Source organism: Arthrobacter sp. 2RAF6 (assembly GCF_052115205.1).
GTDB lineage: Bacteria > Actinomycetota > Actinomycetes > Actinomycetales > Micrococcaceae > Arthrobacter.
Genome location: NZ_JBFRGF010000015.1, coordinates 1 through 15,945, shown reverse-complemented (window position 1 = coordinate 15,945; position 15,945 = coordinate 1). Strand labels below are relative to the sequence as shown.

At 64.8% G+C, this 15,945-nt stretch carries 14 protein-coding genes; 10 read left to right on the top strand and 4 right to left on the bottom strand.

What is annotated here, in order from left to right; translation table 11 throughout:
* Positions 1-41: 41 nt before the first annotated feature.
* From iolC to AB4Z38_RS12450, 7 genes are all read left to right on the top strand, one after another.
* The gene (gene iolC / locus AB4Z38_RS12480) at positions 42-1,064 is read left to right on the top strand and encodes a 5-dehydro-2-deoxygluconokinase (protein ID WP_441430011.1); all 1,023 of its coding nucleotides are present in this window, start codon (positions 42-44) and stop codon (positions 1,062-1,064) included.
* Entirely contained in the window at positions 1,061-1,990 is a 930-nt protein-coding gene (locus AB4Z38_RS12475; RefSeq protein WP_441430010.1) for a Cgl0159 family (beta/alpha)8-fold protein, read from the top strand. Before iolC ends, AB4Z38_RS12475 begins: the two co-directional genes overlap by 4 nt.
* Positions 1,991-2,010: 20 nt before the next feature.
* Positions 2,011-3,939, top strand: a complete 1,929-nt coding sequence (gene iolD, locus AB4Z38_RS12470; protein ID WP_441430075.1) for a 3D-(3,5/4)-trihydroxycyclohexane-1,2-dione acylhydrolase (decyclizing) — start codon at positions 2,011-2,013, stop codon at positions 3,937-3,939.
* Between the two features lie 43 nt (positions 3,940-3,982).
* On the top strand, positions 3,983-5,494 hold the full coding sequence (locus tag AB4Z38_RS12465; RefSeq protein WP_441430009.1) for a CoA-acylating methylmalonate-semialdehyde dehydrogenase: 1,512 nt from the start codon (positions 3,983-3,985) through the stop codon (positions 5,492-5,494).
* 151 nt (positions 5,495-5,645) lie between these two features.
* Positions 5,646-6,557 (top strand): sugar phosphate isomerase/epimerase family protein, encoded by a 912-nt coding sequence (locus AB4Z38_RS12460; RefSeq protein ID WP_441430008.1) that lies wholly within the window; start codon positions 5,646-5,648, stop codon positions 6,555-6,557.
* A gap of 45 nt (positions 6,558-6,602) precedes the next feature.
* A complete protein-coding gene (locus AB4Z38_RS12455; RefSeq protein ID WP_441430007.1) occupies positions 6,603-7,616 on the top strand; it encodes a Gfo/Idh/MocA family protein in 1,014 nt (337 codons plus the stop codon).
* Positions 7,617-7,624: 8 nt separating this feature from the next.
* Positions 7,625-8,497 (top strand): sugar phosphate isomerase/epimerase family protein, encoded by an 873-nt coding sequence (locus tag AB4Z38_RS12450; RefSeq protein ID WP_441430006.1) that lies wholly within the window; start codon positions 7,625-7,627, stop codon positions 8,495-8,497.
* Between the two features lie 76 nt (positions 8,498-8,573).
* Here the strand turns inward: AB4Z38_RS12450 and AB4Z38_RS12445 are convergent, their stop codons facing one another.
* The 4 genes from AB4Z38_RS12445 to AB4Z38_RS12430 form a co-directional block, all read right to left on the bottom strand.
* A complete protein-coding gene (locus AB4Z38_RS12445) occupies positions 8,574-10,241 on the bottom strand; it encodes a SulP family inorganic anion transporter (protein WP_441430005.1) in 1,668 nt (555 codons plus the stop codon).
* Complete coding sequence (locus tag AB4Z38_RS12440) at positions 10,238-10,618, bottom strand: ArsR/SmtB family transcription factor (RefSeq protein WP_441430004.1); 381 nt, start codon at positions 10,616-10,618, stop codon at positions 10,238-10,240. The genes AB4Z38_RS12445 and AB4Z38_RS12440 overlap by 4 nt, the downstream gene beginning before the upstream one ends.
* 155 nt (positions 10,619-10,773) lie before the next feature.
* Positions 10,774-11,793, bottom strand: coding sequence for a sugar phosphate isomerase/epimerase family protein (locus tag AB4Z38_RS12435; protein ID WP_441430003.1), 1,020 nt, complete (start codon positions 11,791-11,793; stop codon positions 10,774-10,776).
* Positions 11,790-12,968, bottom strand: a complete 1,179-nt coding sequence (locus AB4Z38_RS12430) for a Gfo/Idh/MocA family protein (RefSeq protein ID WP_441430002.1) — start codon at positions 12,966-12,968, stop codon at positions 11,790-11,792. The genes AB4Z38_RS12435 and AB4Z38_RS12430 overlap by 4 nt, the downstream gene beginning before the upstream one ends.
* A 155-nt stretch (positions 12,969-13,123) precedes the next feature.
* Here AB4Z38_RS12430 and AB4Z38_RS12425 point away from each other — a divergent pair, with 155 nt between their 5' ends.
* From AB4Z38_RS12425 to AB4Z38_RS12415, 3 genes are all read left to right on the top strand, one after another.
* Complete coding sequence (locus AB4Z38_RS12425) at positions 13,124-14,134, top strand: LacI family DNA-binding transcriptional regulator (protein WP_441430001.1); 1,011 nt, start codon at positions 13,124-13,126, stop codon at positions 14,132-14,134.
* Positions 14,135-14,304: 170 nt separating this feature from the next.
* A complete protein-coding gene (locus AB4Z38_RS12420) occupies positions 14,305-15,300 on the top strand; it encodes a substrate-binding domain-containing protein (protein ID WP_441430000.1) in 996 nt (331 codons plus the stop codon).
* A 64-nt stretch (positions 15,301-15,364) separates the two neighbouring features.
* On the top strand, positions 15,365-15,945 hold a 581-nt coding region (locus AB4Z38_RS12415), incomplete at its 3' end, for an ABC transporter permease (protein WP_441429999.1).

The following is a 15,945-nucleotide window of genomic DNA, read 5'->3' as shown; positions in this document are numbered from 1 at the left end:
TCCCGCAAGAAGAGTTCACTACAGAAAGGTCCGCGATCACCGTGACCCACGAACTGCTCACCATCGGGCGCATCAGCGTTGATATCTACCCGAACGACATCGGTGTGGGACTTGAGGACGTGCAGTCCTTCGGCAAGTATCTTGGCGGCTCGCCGTCCAACGTGGCTGTTGCCGCAGCCCGCCACGGCCGCCGATCCGGCGTGATTACACGTACCGGCGATGACCCGTTCGGGATCTACCTGCACCGCGAGCTGCGCAAGTTCAAGGTCGACGACGCATTCGTCACCCCGGTGGCGGGCCTTCAAACTCCTGCCACGTTCTGCGCGATCCAGCCCCCGCATGACTTCCCGTTGTACTTCTACGGCCGTTTCCCCACGGCACCGGACCTGCAGATCAAGGCCGAGGAACTTGACCTGGAGGCTATCAAGGACGCCGGCATCTTCTGGTCCACTGTGACTGGCCTCTGCCAGGAACCCAGCCGCGCAGCGCACATTGCGGCGCACGAGGCCCGGCCGCGCACCGGCCTGAACGAGGGCCAGTACACCATCCTGGACCTGGACTACCGGCCGATGTTCTGGGCTTCCGAGGACGAGGCCCGGGCAGAGGTCGCCAAGATCCTGCCACACGTCACGGTGGCCATTGGCAATGACAAGGAATGTGCCGTCGCGGTCGGTGAAGGAACCCCGGACGAGCAGGCGGACCGTCTGCTGGCCGCCGGCGTCGAGATCGCCGTCGTCAAGCTCGGCCCCGAAGGTGTCATGGCCAAGACCCGCACGGAACGCGTTGTTTCCGCGCCGGTTCCCGTTGAGACCGTCAATGGCCTGGGGGCGGGCGACTCTTTCGGCGGTGCTTTCTGCCACGGCCTGCTCTCCGGCTGGCCTTTGGCCCGGATCCTGGACTACGCCAATGCCGCAGGCGCGATCGTCGCCTCCCGACTCTCGTGCGCCGACGCGATGCCGACGCCGGAGGAAGTCACCTCGTTGCTCGCCGAACGCGGCCGCCTGACCCCGGCCGGCAACCAGGCAGCTTCCCACGCAGCAGTTTCCGAAGGAGCAACCCGTTGAGCTTCAATGATGACCCCCGCCGTTACGAGCACCTCAGTGCCATCCGGCTTGAAGATCCCGACGCCGTTGCCCGCGCCGCCGCCGCACGTCGCCGCCACCCGAGCCTGAAGTACGGGACCCAGAACTTCATCGTGGCCGCCGACCACCCGGCCCGCGGCGCCCTGAGCGTCGGTTCGGACCCGGTGGCCATGGCGGACCGCCGGGATCTTTTGGACCGGCTGCAGATCGCTTTGGCGAATCCTGCCGTCGATGGTGTCCTGGCGTCACCGGACATCATGGACGACCTGCTCCTGCTCGGCGCCCTTGAGGGCAAGCTTGTCTTCGGCTCGATGAACCGCGGCGGCCTCGCCGGGCTGGTCAATGAGATCGACGACCGCTTCACGGGCCACACCGCAGCCGCTCTGGACGCCCTCGGTGCCGATGGCGGGAAGATGCTCACCCGGATCTGCCTCGGGGACCCGGACACGGCATCGATCCTGGAAGCCACAGCCAAGGCAGTGGACTCCCTCGCCGCGCGCAAGCTCATCGCGATGGTGGAGCCTTTCCTGTCCGTCCGCGAGGCAAACGGCAGGGTCCGCAACGATCTTTCCCCCGACGCCGTGATCAAGTCGGTCGCGATTGCGCAGGGTCTGGGTTCCACGAGCGCCTACACCTGGATGAAACTGCCTGTGGTGGCGGAGATGGAACGGGTCATGGCGGCCACCACCCTGCCCACGGTCTTGTTGGGCGGGGATCCGGATGCGGGCCAGGATGAGGTCTTCGCCAGCTGGCAGGCAGCGCTTGCCCTGCCCGGGGTCCAGGGATTGACTGTGGGTCGGACCCTTCTGTATCCGGCCGACGGAGATGTTGCCGGGGCCGTTGCCACCGCCGCTTCGCTCTTGAAGACGCCAGAGCTGCTGAAGACACCTGCGAAAGTATCGGAGTAAGAGTAATGTCAACGCGCAGAATGACCGTCGCCCAGGCGGTTGTCGAGTTCCTGTCCAAGCAGTACACGGTGGACACCGTCGGCGGGAGCGAGTACCGGGAGCGCTTGATTCCGGGCACTTTCGGGATCTTCGGGCACGGCAACGTCGCCGGCGTGGGCCAGGCCCTCAAGCAGTACCAAGCCGCGGACCCGAGCATCATGCCGTACTACCAGGGCCGCAACGAGCAGGCCCAGGCGCACCAGGCTGTTGGCTATGCCCGGCACACCCGCCGCCGGCAGACGTTTGCGATCAGCACCTCGATCGGGCCCGGCTCGTCGAACCTGCTGACCGGCGCGGCGCTGGCCACCACCAACCGGCTGCCGGTCCTGCTGCTGCCGTCCGATACCTTCGCCACTCGCGCCGCGGACCCCGTGCTGCAGCAGCTCGAGCTGCCTTACGCCTACGACATCACGGTCAACGACGCATTCCGTCCGCTTTCGAAGTTCTTCGACCGGGTCTCCCGGCCGGAGCAGTTGTTCTCCGCGTTCCACCACGGCCTGCGCGTCCTGACGGACCCGGCCGAGACCGGCGCCGTGACCATTTCGCTGCCGCAGGACGTCCAGGCCGAGGCGCTGAATGTCCCGGAGGAGTTCCTGGCCGAGCGTGAGTGGCGGATCCGCCGCCCCGAAGCAGACGACGACGACATCCGCCGCGCCGCCGAAGCCATCCGTGCCGCGAAACGGCCATTGATCATTGCGGGCGGCGGCGTCCTCTACGCCTTCGCCAACGAGGAGCTCGCCAAGTTCGCCGAACTGACCGGCATCCCGGTGGGCAACACCCAGGCCGGCGTCGGCGTCCTGCCGTGGGACCACAAGTTCTCGCTCGGAGCCATCGGCTCCACGGGCACGACGGCGGCGAACGCCATCGCTGCCGAGGCTGACTTGATCATCGGCATCGGTACCCGTTACGAGGACTTCACGACGGCGTCGCGCACTGCCTTCCAGAACCCCGACGTGAAGTTCGTGAACATCAACGTGGCCGCAATCGACGCGTACAAGCACGGCACCGTGCTGCCGATCGTCGCCGACGCCCGCAAGGCACTGGTCAAGCTGAACCAGGCACTCGGCGGCTACCGTGTCGGCGCGGACCTCGAGCAGAAGATCGCGGCCGAGAAGAAGCGCTGGGACGGCATCGTGGACGAAGCCTTCGACACCCGCCACACGCCGCTCCCGGCGCAGAACGAGATCATCGGCGCCACCAACCGGGCCATGGATGAGCAGGACGTTGTCATCTGCGCCGCCGGTTCCCTGCCGGGTGACCTGCACAAGATGTGGCGCGTCCGGGATCCCTTCGGATACCACGTGGAATACGCCTACTCCTGCATGGGTTACGAGATCCCCGGTGGCCTGGGCGTCAAGCGCGCCGCGTTGGCCGAGTCCGCCGCGGGCGGCACGGACCGCGACGTCGTGGTCATGGTGGGGGACGGCTCCTACCTGATGATGCATACCGAACTGGTCACCGCCGTCGCCGAACGCATCAAACTGATCGTCGTCCTCATCCAGAACCACGGTTACGCCTCGATCGGTTCGCTCTCCGAGTCGCTGGGCTCGCAGCGCTTCGGCACCCAGTACCGCGTGCTGGACAAGGAACAACACTCATTCGACGCCGGCGAGAACCTGCCCATCGACCTTGCCCTCAACGCCGAGTCCCTCGGCGCGAAGGTGATCAGGATCGAACCGGGAGAGAAAGTCATCGCCGAACTCGAACAAGCCATCCGCGACGCGAAAGCGGCACCGGAAGAGACCGGACCGATCGTCATCCACGTCGAATCGGACCCCCTGCTGGATGCCCCGAGCTCCGAATCCTGGTGGGACGTCCCCGTCTCGCAGGTCTCCGAACTCGAATCCACCCAGCAGGCCTACAAGACGTACACAGACCACAAGAACCGCCAGCGCAAGCTGCTCGGCTAAACCCCTCAAGCTCTCTTCAAGCCACAGACAAGGAAGTCCGCACATGTCGACGACGACCACCATGACCACCATCAAGCATTTCATCAACGGTGTTGAAACCGCCGGCGCCGGCGACCGCAGCCAGCCGGTGTACAACCCGGCCACCGGCGCCGTGACCGCGGAGCTGCGGCTCGCGAACCGGGCCGATCTGGACGCCACCGTCGCGGCCGCGAAGGCCGCGAGCGTAAAGTGGGGCGATTTCTCCCTGGCCAAGCGCACCGCGGTGTTGTTCACGTTCCGTGAGCTGGTCGCCTCCCATGTAGAGGAACTTGCGGCCCTGGTCACGGCCGAGCACGGCAAGGTCATTTCCGATGCGAAGGGCGAGATCGGCCGCGGTCTGGAGGTCATCGAATTCGCGTGCGGGATTCCGACCCTGCTCAAGGGCGAGTACTCGGACCAGGTCTCCACCGGCATCGACGTGTTCTCCTTCCGCGAGCCCCTCGGCGTCGTCGCCGGCATCACCCCGTTCAACTTCCCCGTCATGGTGCCGCTCTGGATGGCGCCGATGGCGATCGCCACCGGCAACGCGTTCATCCTCAAGCCCTCCGAACGGGACCCTTCCGCATCCATGCTGCTGGCGAAGCTGTGGAAGCAGGCCGGCCTGCCCGACGGCGTGTTCCAGGTCCTGCACGGGGACAAGGAAACCGTGGACGGGCTCCTGACCCACCCGGACGTGGACGGCATCTCCTTCGTCGGGTCCACCCCGATCGCCAAGTACGTCCACGAAACCGCCACGGCGCACGGCAAGCGGGTCCAGGCCCTGGGCGGGGCGAAGAACCACGCGATCATCATGCCCGACGCCGACCTGGACAACGCCGCCGACCACCTGGCCGCCGCCGCGTTCGGTTCCGCCGGGGAACGCTGCATGGCCATCTCCGTCGCGGTCGCCGTCGGGGACGCCGCCGAGCTGCTGGTCAAGAAGGTCGAAGAACGCGCCCTCGCGGTGAAGGTCAGGAACGGCACCGAACCCGACGCCGAAATGGGACCGGTCATCACCCCGGCCTCCAAGGAACGCATCGTGCGGATCGTCACTGAAGCCGAAGCCGCGGGCGCGGCGATGGTCGTGGACGGCCGCGACCTCGTGGTCCCCGGCCACGAAGAAGGATTCTGGGTCGGCCCCACCGTGATCGACCACGTCAAGACCGGAATGAGCGCCTACACCGAGGAAATCTTCGGACCCGTCCTCGTCGTCGTGCGCGTGGAGGACCTGGACGAAGGCATCAGGCTCATCAACTCCAACCCCTACGGCAACGGCACCGCCATCTTCACCTCCTCCGGCGCCAACGCCCGCAAGTTCCAGCGCGCCGTCACCGTGGGCATGGTGGGCATCAACGTGCCCCTGCCGGTACCCGTGGCCTACCACTCCTTCGGCGGGTGGAAAGCCTCCCTCTTCGGCGACAAGCACATCTACGGACCCGAAGGCGTCTCCTTCTACACCCGCGGCAAGGTCATCACCTCCCGCTGGCCCGAACCCACCCACGCCTCCGGCGCCTCCTACAACTTCCCCTCCAACTAATCCCCACCGCCACCCTCGCCTCGCAAGCTCGGCCAGGGAACCCTGGCGGCGTGGGCCCTCACAGTCGTTTTGAGCCCTCATAACGACAACAAATGCGAGTCAGTTGGGCTGCGGCCCCCGGTGGGGAGCAGTCAACGTTAAGGATTGAGCAATGACAGAAAACAAACTCATCATCGGCACGGCCCCTGACTCCTGGGGAGTCTGGTTCGCGGATGACCCCCAGCAGACCCCGTGGGAGCGATTCCTCGACGAAGTGGCCGAATCCGGCTACAAGTGGATCGAACTAGGCCCCTACGGCTACTTGCCGAACGATCCCACGCGCCTCGCCGAGGAACTCAAGCAGCGCGATCTCAAGGTCACGGCCGGAACGGTCTTCACGGCCTTCCATCGTGGGTTGGACCAATGGGAGACCGCCTGGGAACCCGCCCGTAAGGTAGCCGAGCTCACGGCCGCCATGGGCGGCGAGCACATCGTGGTCATCCCGGCCATGTGGCGCGACGACGTCACCGGGGAAGCAGTGGAAAGCGGGGAGCTCACCGAGAAAGCCTGGAGCGAGCTGTTCTCCGGCCATAACCGCCTGGGCAAAACCCTGCTGGAAGACTTCGGCCTGAAGCAGCAGTTCCACTCGCACGCCGATTCCCACGTCGGGGCGCAAGCGGACATCGAAACGCTCCTGGCGTCCACGGATTCGAAGTACCTGAACCTCTGCCTGGACACCGGACACGCCGAATACTGCGGAGCCTCCAGCTTGGAACTGATCAAGAACTACCCGGACCGCATCGGCTACCTGCACCTGAAGCAGATCAACCCAGACATCCTGAGACAAGTCAACGAGGAAAACATGACCTGGGCGGCAGCCAATCTGGCCGGCGTCATGACCGAACCGCCGAACGGCCTCCCAGACCTGCGTGCAGTCATCGAGGCCGTTGAAGGACTCAACCGCCCGATCTTTGGCATTGTGGAACAGGACATGTACCCCGTGGCCTTCGACGTCCCCATGCCCATTGCCAAGCGCACCCGCAACTACCTGCTTTCGTGCGGTTCCCGAACCACTGTGCGATAGCACAAAACGCCGAGCACAACAGCCCAGACACCTAAGGACAGAACATTGACTGACATTCTCCGCGTGGCCGTCATCGGCGCAGGCCGCATGGGCGCCGACCACATCAAGCGGCTCAGCACCCGCATCCACGGCGCCGAAGTGGCCGCCGTCGTCGACGTCGACCTCGCCCGCGCGCAGGCCGCCATCGCAGGGATCGACGGCGCCGTCGCCCTCGCCAGCGCCGAAGAGGCGCTCAACAACGGCGACGTCAACGCCGTGCTGATTGCCACCCCCGGTTTCCTGCACGAGGAAATCCTCTACAAGTCGCTGGAGAAGGGCTTCCCGATCCTGTGCGAAAAGCCGCTTACTCCGGATGCCGAGAGTGCCTGGAAGGTTGTCCAGGCCGAAACGGCACTCGGCCACAAGCGCATCCAGGTGGGCTTCATGCGCCGCTTCGACGCCGAGTACGCCGCCCTGGGCTCCGTGATCCGCGACCATGAACTCGGCGAGCTGCTCATGCTGCACCACCAGCACCGCAACCCGAACACCCCCGAGGGCTTCACCAACGAGATGCTCATCAACGACTCCGTGGTCCACGAATTCGATGCCATCCGCTTCTTCACCGGCGAGGAAATCACCGCCGTGCAGGTCCGCCTGGGCAAGGCGACGCGCAACGCCCCGAACGGCCAGCACGATCCCCAGCATGTCCTGATCGAAACCGAATCCGGTGTCCTGGCCGACGTCGAAATCTACGTGAACGCCAAGTTCGGCTACGAAGTAGCCACCCAGGCGTCCTTCGAGGACGGCATTGTGAACATCGGCGGCGACGGCGGTCCTTACGTCCGCAGCGCCGGCCGCTGGGGCGGCAAGGTCACGCCCGGTTTTGAGGAGCGCTTCGGTGCCGCGTACGACGTCGAGGTCCAGGCTTGGGTGGACGCGGCACGCCGCGGCGAAATCGGCGGCCCCACCGCCTGGGATGGCTACGCCACCGCTGCTTGCTGCGAAGCAGGCGTCGAAGCCCAGAAGTCGGGCGAAAAGGTCGCGGTACAGCTGAACACCAAGCCTGAGCTGTACAGGTAGGAGTGACCATGAAGATTGCCCTCGATCCCACCCCGTTCCACCACAGCCACAGCCTCCTGGAGTTTCCGCGGCTGGCCGCCGATCTCGGCTACAAATACCTCCAGCTGACCCCGCACGCTGACTTCATCCCGTTCTTCAACCACCCCAAGGCTGACGACGAACTGGTGGGCCAGTTGAAGAAGGCTTGCAAGGATGCCGACGTCGAGATCGCCTCGGTGCTTCCCGTGCTGCGCTGGTCCGGACCGGATGAGGACGCCCGCGAGGCCGCTGTCCGCTACTGGAAGCGTGCCATCCAGATCACTGTCGATCTCGGCGTACAGACGATGAACACCGAATTCAGCGGGCGTCCTGAAAAGGCAGAGGAGTCCGAAAGGTCGTTCTACCGCTCCGTGGAAGAGCTGCTTCCGATCATCGAACGCGAAGGACTGGACGTTCTCATCGACCCGCACCCGGACGACTTCGTGGAGGACGGGCTCTCCGCCCTGCGTGTCATCCGTGGCGTGAACTCGCCCAACATCGGCATGGTCTATGTTGCCTCCCACACGTTCCACATGGGCAACAAGCCGCTCGACATCATGCGGGCGGCGGGGGACAAGCTGCGCCTGGTCCACGTGTCCGACACCATGGATCACCATGCCTCCCACGGGCTGCGCTACATCACCAACCCGCCCGGCAATGCCGTGCGCGTGCACCAGCACCTCAAGATCGGCGACGGCGACGTCAACTGGGACGAGTTCTTTGGCGGACTCAAGGAAATCGGCTTCCTGGACAAGGACAACACCGTCATGGTGTCGAGCGTCTTCGCCGAGGACGACAACGCCAACGAGGTGTCCCGCTACCAGTTGGAGACCATGGGCAAGTACATCGCCAAGGCCCTGTAGGGGCGGCCAAAAGGGTTGCGGCGATCTCTCAAGGTCGCCGCAACTACCGGTGGCGATACCCCGACGTCGAACGGCCTTAGTTTTCTTTCACGGGTGGGCCGTCGGCGGGGTCGTGTGCGGCGCGGGCGACGTGGCTTCGGGCGTGCTCCACGGCGGGGGCCAGTTCGGTGAAGAGGTGTTTGTGGTGGCGAAGGGAGTCAAGGACCCCCACCTGGGTGACGAGTCGAAGGTGGCGCTCCTGGATCCCTTTGATCAGCACGGTGATTCCGCGGCGTTCCAGGGCCTGGACGATGTCTGTGATGGTTCTGGCCCCGGTTGCGTCCAGGATCTGCAGTTGTGACATTCGGATGATCACGACGTCGACGTTCCGGATGGCGCTTACCCGCTCCAGGACGCGCTCGGCGGCGGCGAAGAACAGGGCCCCGTCGAGCCGGAACACGGCGATGTGCTCGTCCCCCTCGTGGACCGGGCCGGGGATTTCCTCCCGGTGCACGCCGCTGGACCGGACCAGGGCACGCAGGGCGAAGAAGGCGGCGGCCGCGATCCCGATTTCCACGGCCTCGATCAGGTCGAAGGACACGGTGATCAGCGCGGTGACGAAGAACACGACAGTGTCGGCGCGGGTTGATCCGATCACGCTGCGCAGCGTCTTGAGGGAGACCATACGTGTCGCGGTGACCATCAGCACCCCGGCCAGCGCGGCAAGGGGGATGCGGGAAACCGGGCCGGTGGCCAGGTACACCACGGCCAGCAGGACCAGCGCATGGGTTATGGCGGCGAGGCGTGTCCGGCCGCCCGAGCGAATGTTCACCGCGGTGCGGGCGATGGCACCCGTGGCGGGCATGCCGCCGAAGAATCCGGACGCGACGGACGCCAGGCCCTGGCCCAGGAGCTCACGGTCCGCGTCGTAGGGGCCGGTATCGGAGATCGAGGCCCCGACCCGTGCCGAGAGCAGCGACTCGATCGCGGCAAGGGCCGCGATCGTGGCCGCGGACCCGGCCAGCGCGGTGATCGTCGCCAGGTCCAGGGAAGGCATCATCGGGGCCGGCAGGGAATCGGGCAGGGCACCGATCCGGGTCACGGGCAGGTCGAGGAACTGCGCTGCCACAGTGGCGATGATGATCGCGATAAGCGAGCCCGGGATCCGGGGATGGATCCGCGGTGAGGCAACCATGATCAACGCCACGAGGACGACCAAGGCCACCGGGGCAAGAACCGAGGCTGGTGACACGGTGCCGATGGCCTGGATGGCCGAGATGACAGCGTTGCTGCTGGGCCCGGGCTTGGCGCCGAACGCGGCCGGGACCTGCTGCAGGAAGATGATTATCGCGATTCCGACGGTAAAGCCCTCGATCACCGGCCAGGGCAGGAGCGTCACGACCCGCCCGAGTTTGAGTAGTCCGGCGGCAACCACTATCACCCCGGCAAGGACCGAGACTGCGGCCAGTGCACCGATCCCGTGGGCGGCGATGACCGGGCCCAGAACCACGACCATGGCGCCGGTGGGTCCGGAGACCTGGATATTGGAACCACCGAAAACGGCCGCGATCACGCCGGCGATCACGGCGGTGATCAGCCCGCTGGCCGCACCCGCGCCGGAACTGACACCGAACGCCAGAGCCAGGGGCAACGCGACAATGCCGACGGTGACCCCGGCAACCAAATCTCCTTTCCAGGTACGCGGCAACAGCGCGTAATCCTGCCGCACGGGCAGGAAGGCCCGGGCCGCGACGAGGATCTTCATTGGGTGCTGGCCGCTGCAGCGGACACGGGTGCAGTCGCTTCTGAGGACTCAAGCTGCGCCCGGGTGGTGTGCAGCATGTCGTTGAGCAACAGTCTCGCCACGGAGAGGAGTTCCGCGACCTGTGGGTACGCCAAGGTGTAGAACATCTGCAGGGCCCGTCGTTCTCCCTTGACGAGGTGATATCGGCGCAGCACCGACAGATGCTGGGACAAGTGCGAAGCCTCCAGGCCCGTTGCGGCCAGAAGCTCCGTCACCGACACCTCGGGCGCCGCCGACAGCAGCTCCAATACCCGGATCCTGACCGGGTGGGCCAGCCCCTTGAACAGATTGGCCTTCACCTCGTACAGCGGTGCCCGGAAATCGGCGAACTCTTCCATGACTGCTCCCTGCCCGTCAGTACAAGCCTTTGCTTGACTATTTTATGGATTCATCATTCAGCATACCAAGGACGGGAACGGAAAGCCTTGCGGGACAACAGAGGAGGGCCCCAWCCGACTCGGATGGGGCCCTCCTCTATGGTTCGATGTGCCGCCTAAGCCGTAACCTTCAGCGACGCCGAAAGCGCCGCGTCGGCGTCCCGCAGGACCTTGGCTGCCACTTCGAGCCCTTCGATCCGGCCGAGCGAGGTATCTTCATGTTCGATGTTGACGAGCATGCCTGGATCCGCTTCGTGCAAGGCGCGCAGGAACTCGGTCCAAAAGGCGGTGTCGTGGCCGCGGCCGAGGGCAACGAAGTCCCACGCGGAGTTCTTGGGCCACTCGTTGGCCCACTCGTCGCCGCCGAGGTTCGTGCGGCTTTCGTCCGGCGAGAGGCGACGGAAGCTGTTGTCGAGGACTCCGTAGAGAGCGGCGTTCGCGGTGTTGACACGGACGTCTTTCGCGGCTGCCTGGAAAACCAGCGGGCCGAGTTCGCGGACCACCGCGACGGGATCCATCTGTTGCCAGAACAGGTGCGATGCGTCCAGTTCAACGCCCACGTGGGTGGCTCCCGTGAGCTCGATGAGCCTGTGCACGTCGGCAGTGTTGAACACGATGTTCTGCGGGTGCAGTTCGAGGGCCACCTTGACCCCGTGGTCTGCGGCAAGGCGGTCGGTTTCGCGCCAGAACTTCGCCGCGATGTCCCATTGGTAATCCAGCACATCCAAAGCCGCCGAATTCCACGCGTTGACGATCCAGTTCGTCACGGTCGCGCCGGGTTCCCCACCAGGCAGCCCGGACATGGTAACCACCCGGTTCTGGCCGAGGCGCTCTGCGAGCCGGATGGAGCGGCGGATGTCCTCGGCATGTTTCTCGCCGATCTCGCGCTTCGGGTGCAAGGGGTTGCCGTTGCAGTTCAGGCCTGCAATCGCGACGCCGGTCCCCTCGAAGATGCCCAGATAGTCATCTCGCGCTGCATCCGAAACCAGGATGTCGTCGAAGGTGGGAACGTGGACGGCAGGCAGGAAGCCGCCGGTGTTGATCTCGATGCCCGTTAGACCCAGGTCCGCGATGACCTTGAGGGCCTCGGGAAGCGGCCTGTCGTGCAGGATTGCGTTGTAGACGCCGAGTTTCATAGCGTGATGGTCTTTCCGTTGTTGAGTGCGGATTCCGTGACAGCGCCGAGCAGTTCCATGTTGCGCACGCCTTCGTCGAACGTGGCGCAGCGGGGAAGGGATTCGGCTTCCGGCAAACCGGCAACCTCTTCGAGGAACGCCCGGGCCTGGTAGCCGAAAGCGTCGTTTTGGCCGAAGCCGACTTCGGGGGCGTCCATGGCGAGGCCGCCGGCGATGTAGGGGTGGCCCGGGCCGAGGATGACCTGGCGGTAGCCGTTCTCGTTGCCGGAGCCATCGTTGAGGAACAGCTGGATTTCGGAGGGGCGGCGCTGGTCGAACTTGGCTGCACCGTTCTCGCAGAACACTTCGAAGTTGAGGCTGTTGGCGTGGCCGGCGGCTACGCGGGAGACTTCGAAGCTGCCGGCGCCGTTCTCGAACTCTGCGTTGAAGGCTGCGTAGTCGTCGTTCTCCACGGCCTCAAAGGTGTCACTGACAGCGGCGTGGTCGTGGCCCATGACGGCGGCGAGCGGCAAGGGGCGCTTGTCGATCACGGTGCTGAGGCGGCCGCCGCTGATGGATTTGATGTCGCCGCAGAGGAACTCGGAGACGTAGGCCAGGTGGCTTCCGACGTCGGCCAGTGCGCCGGAACCGGGGCCGCCCTTGTAGCGCCAGCTCATGGGAGCAGACGGGCTGAAGCCGTAGTCGGTCCAGTAGCGGCCGCTGAAGTGCAGCACTTTGCCGAGGACGCCGGTGCGGATCAAATCGCGGATGTAGGCAATGCCGGGCGTGCGGCGGAACGTAAAGCCGATGCGCGCGATGCTGGAAGCGTTGCGGGCGGCCTCGGCCATGGCGCGGGCATCCTCGATCGAGTCACTCAGCGGCTTCTCGCAGAGGACGTGCTTGCCTGCGGCCAGGAGTCCCTCGACCACCTCGCGGTGGAGGGAATTCGCGATGACGACACTTACGACGTCGATGTCGTCGGCTTCCGCGATCGCTTGCCACGAGGTGTCATTGCGTTCGTAGCCAAAACGTCGGGCGGCGAGGGACCCGAACTCTGCGTTCACATCGCCGATGGACACGAGGCGCACCGGCGGAAGCACGGGGCTGTAGAGGGCGGACGCTGTGCGGTAGGCCGCCGCGTGTGCCTTGCCGGCCATTCCTGCGCCGATGACGGCGACCCCTAGGCTCTCAGCCATTGATTTCTCCTTCGAAATTAAGCCTGGGTGCCGAACACCCCTTGCGGCATTTTGGAGCGCTACAATTTAGCACCGGACTTAAATCCTAATCATGTGAGTATGTCCTGTCAATGTCTCGCGAATACCCTTGACAGAGTAGAAAGGTTCCCCGAATCATGAGTGCGACAAGTCCCAAAACCCGCCGCCCGACCATCTATGACGTCGCCAAACAGGCCGGAGTCTCGCCATCGTTGGTGTCCTTGGTCCTCCAGTCGCCGGAGAGGGTCAGTGACAAGCGCCGCCACGCTGTCCAGGCGGCAATGTCGGAGCTCGGCTACCATCCCAGCAGGGCCGCGACGACGCTGGCGAGCAATCGGACCAAGAGTATTGGCCTGCTGATTGACGACTACAGGAACCTTTGGTTCGTCGATCTCCTTAGAGGCATGGAGTCGGTTTTCTCCGACCTTGGATACCACGTCATGCTGGCCGACTCCCGGCCCGGCGAGAACCGCATCAAGGAAGCCGCCGATGGGCTGCTTGCCATGCATGTTGACGGGCTGGTCATCGCGGCGGAGTCGAGTGAGTCCATGCTCGACCGAACGTGGGTGCCCACGGTCGTGGCCGGGTGGCGCAAGGGGGTGCCTGCCGGTGCCGATCTCATCACCAACGACGACGACGGCGGGGGCGGTATGGCCGCCAGCCATTTGCTGGGGCTCGGCCATACCCGCATTGGCCATCTCTCAGGGTCCGACGGCGCGTCAGCCCATCGGCGCGCCGGTTTCCGGCGCCAGATCCAGGCGGCCGGCGTCGAACTTCTGATTGCCGAGTCCAGGGGTACTTCGGAGGAAGATGGCTACGCCGCCGCTTCCTGGCTGCTGGATCACCACCCGGACACGACAGCGATCTTTGCGGCCAACGACACGATGGCCGTCGGCGCGTTTGCCGTCCTCAAGGCCAGGGGCCTTCGCGTGCCCGGCGACATTTCGGTGATCGGCTACGACAATTCTCCGCTGGCCAAGTCGAGGTACTTGGACATCACTTCCGTCGACAACCGTAGCGATCTCGTCGGCATTGACGCCGCGCACAGGCTGCTCGCCAGGATTGAGGACCCCACCATCAAGCCCGAGCGCACCTTGATTGATCCCGTCCTGGTTGTGCGAAGTACCACGGCCCGACCGGCCCCGTAACCCCGATCTCACGCTGTTCGCGGGGAGATCATGTGACCATCTCACGTAAAAACATCCTAATGTCAGGACAAAGTATTGACATCTGTGAGGCTAGTCACCATGATCTGTGTAGAGGGCTTTGAGCTCCTGCAGAGTGGCAGGGCCGCAACCCCTATCAAAGGAGATAAATCGTGAAGAAGTTTTCCTGGCGGAAGGCGGCACTTGTGGCAGCCGTCGTCCCGATGATGGCTCTCAGCGCGTGTTCCAGCCAAGGCGGAAAACCGGCTGACAGCGCCAACGCCGCCGGAGGCGGACAAGCCGTCAGCACTCCGCGCATGAAGGTGGCGCTCATCACCCACGCGGCGGCAGGCGATACATTCTGGGACATCGTCCGCAAGGGCGCGGAGGAGGCATCCTCGAAGGACAATGTTGAACTCCTCTACACCAGCGACCCCGAAGCCGGTCGCCAGGCGCAGCTCGTGCAGCAGGCCATCGACCAGAAGGTTGACGGCATCGCCGTAACGCTTGCCACACCGGACGCCCTCAAGGACGTCCTCAAGAAGGCCACCGACGCCGGGATCCCCGTAGTGAGCCTCAACGCCGGCGAGGATGTCTCGGCACAACTCGGGGCGTTCACACACTTCGGCTCGAACGAGAAGCTTGCCGGCGAGGCCGTTGGAACCAAGCTGGCATCGCAAGGCTTCAAGCACCCGGTCTGCGTGATCCAGCAGCAAGGCCACGTCGGACTGGAGGCGCGGTGTGCCGGTGTCAAGGCGAAAGTACCCGGAACGGAAATCCTTTACGTCGATGGCAAGGACATGACCTCGGTCCAATCCACCGCCACCGCGAAACTCCAGGCAGCCAAGGACGCTGATGTCATCATCGGTCTGGGCGCCCCGATCACCCTCACGCTCCTTAAATCCGTCACGGACGCCGGCAGCTCCGCAAAGGTTGCCAGCTTCGACCTGAACGCAGACCTCGCCCAGAAGATTGTCGATGGCTCTGTGATCTTCACGGTGGACCAGCAGCCGTGGCTCCAGGGCTACATGTCCGTTGACGCCCTGTGGCAGGCCAAGCGTGGCGGCTTCAAGCTCGGCGGCGGACAGCCTGTCCTGACCGGTCCCACCATCGTGGACAAGTCGAACGCTTCCGACGTCCTCAAATTCGCCCAGCAGGGCGTCCGCTAGATCCAGGATTCCGGCTGCGCGGCGGGCGACCGCCGCGCAGCCTGAGCAACAAGGAGCTCTTCCTATGGCAAACACAGCAACCCTGCCGCCGGCACCGGCTTCGGCCCCCGGCGATGAGCGGATCGGACGCCGCAGCCCGATCCAGAAGTTTTTGGGGAGGCCTGAAGTCGGTGCCCTCGTGGGGGCGGTTGTCCTCTTCATTTTCTTCGCTTCGGTCTCGCAGACGTTCACGCAGCCGAATGCTTTGGCTACGATCCTGTATGGGTCTTCCACGATCGGGATCATGGCGGTGGGGGTGTCGTTGTTGATGATCGGTGGCGAGTTCGACCTTTCCACCGGTGTTGCCGTGATTTCCTCGGCCCTGACCGCGTCGTTGTTCAGCTGGTATTTCTCGATGAACGCGTGGGTGGGTGTCCTGCTGGCCCTCGTCGTCTCGCTCGGGATCGGTTTCATCAATGGGTGGATCCTGGTCAAGACGAAACTGCCGTCCTTCATTGTCACGCTCGCGACGTTCCTGATGCTCACGGGCCTGAACCTGGCCCTGACCCGCCTGATCGGCGGGTCCGTGTCTTCCCCGTCGATTTCCAAGCTGGACGGTTTCGAGTCGGCCCACGCGGTGTTCGCGTCCTCGATCAGCATCGGCGG

Excerpts from the sequence above, each read along its gene's own strand:
- AB4Z38_RS12460 (WP_441430008.1), top strand. The coding sequence starts at position 5,646 with ATGACAGAAAACAAACTCATCATCGGCACGGCCCCTGACTCCTGGGGA.
- AB4Z38_RS12440 (WP_441430004.1), bottom strand. The coding sequence starts at position 10,618 with ATGGAAGAGTTCGCCGATTTCCGGGCACCGCTGTACGAGGTGAAGGCC.
- iolD (WP_441430075.1), top strand. The coding sequence starts at position 2,011 with ATGACCGTCGCCCAGGCGGTTGTCGAGTTCCTGTCCAAGCAGTACACG.
- AB4Z38_RS12450 (WP_441430006.1), top strand. The coding sequence starts at position 7,625 with ATGAAGATTGCCCTCGATCCCACCCCGTTCCACCACAGCCACAGCCTC.
- AB4Z38_RS12445 (WP_441430005.1), bottom strand. The coding sequence starts at position 10,241 with ATGAAGATCCTCGTCGCGGCCCGGGCCTTCCTGCCCGTGCGGCAGGAT.
- AB4Z38_RS12435 (WP_441430003.1), bottom strand. The coding sequence starts at position 11,793 with ATGAAACTCGGCGTCTACAACGCAATCCTGCACGACAGGCCGCTTCCC.
- AB4Z38_RS12465 (WP_441430009.1), top strand. The coding sequence starts at position 3,983 with ATGTCGACGACGACCACCATGACCACCATCAAGCATTTCATCAACGGT.
- AB4Z38_RS12425 (WP_441430001.1), top strand. The coding sequence starts at position 13,124 with ATGAGTGCGACAAGTCCCAAAACCCGCCGCCCGACCATCTATGACGTC.
- AB4Z38_RS12430 (WP_441430002.1), bottom strand. The coding sequence starts at position 12,968 with ATGGCTGAGAGCCTAGGGGTCGCCGTCATCGGCGCAGGAATGGCCGGC.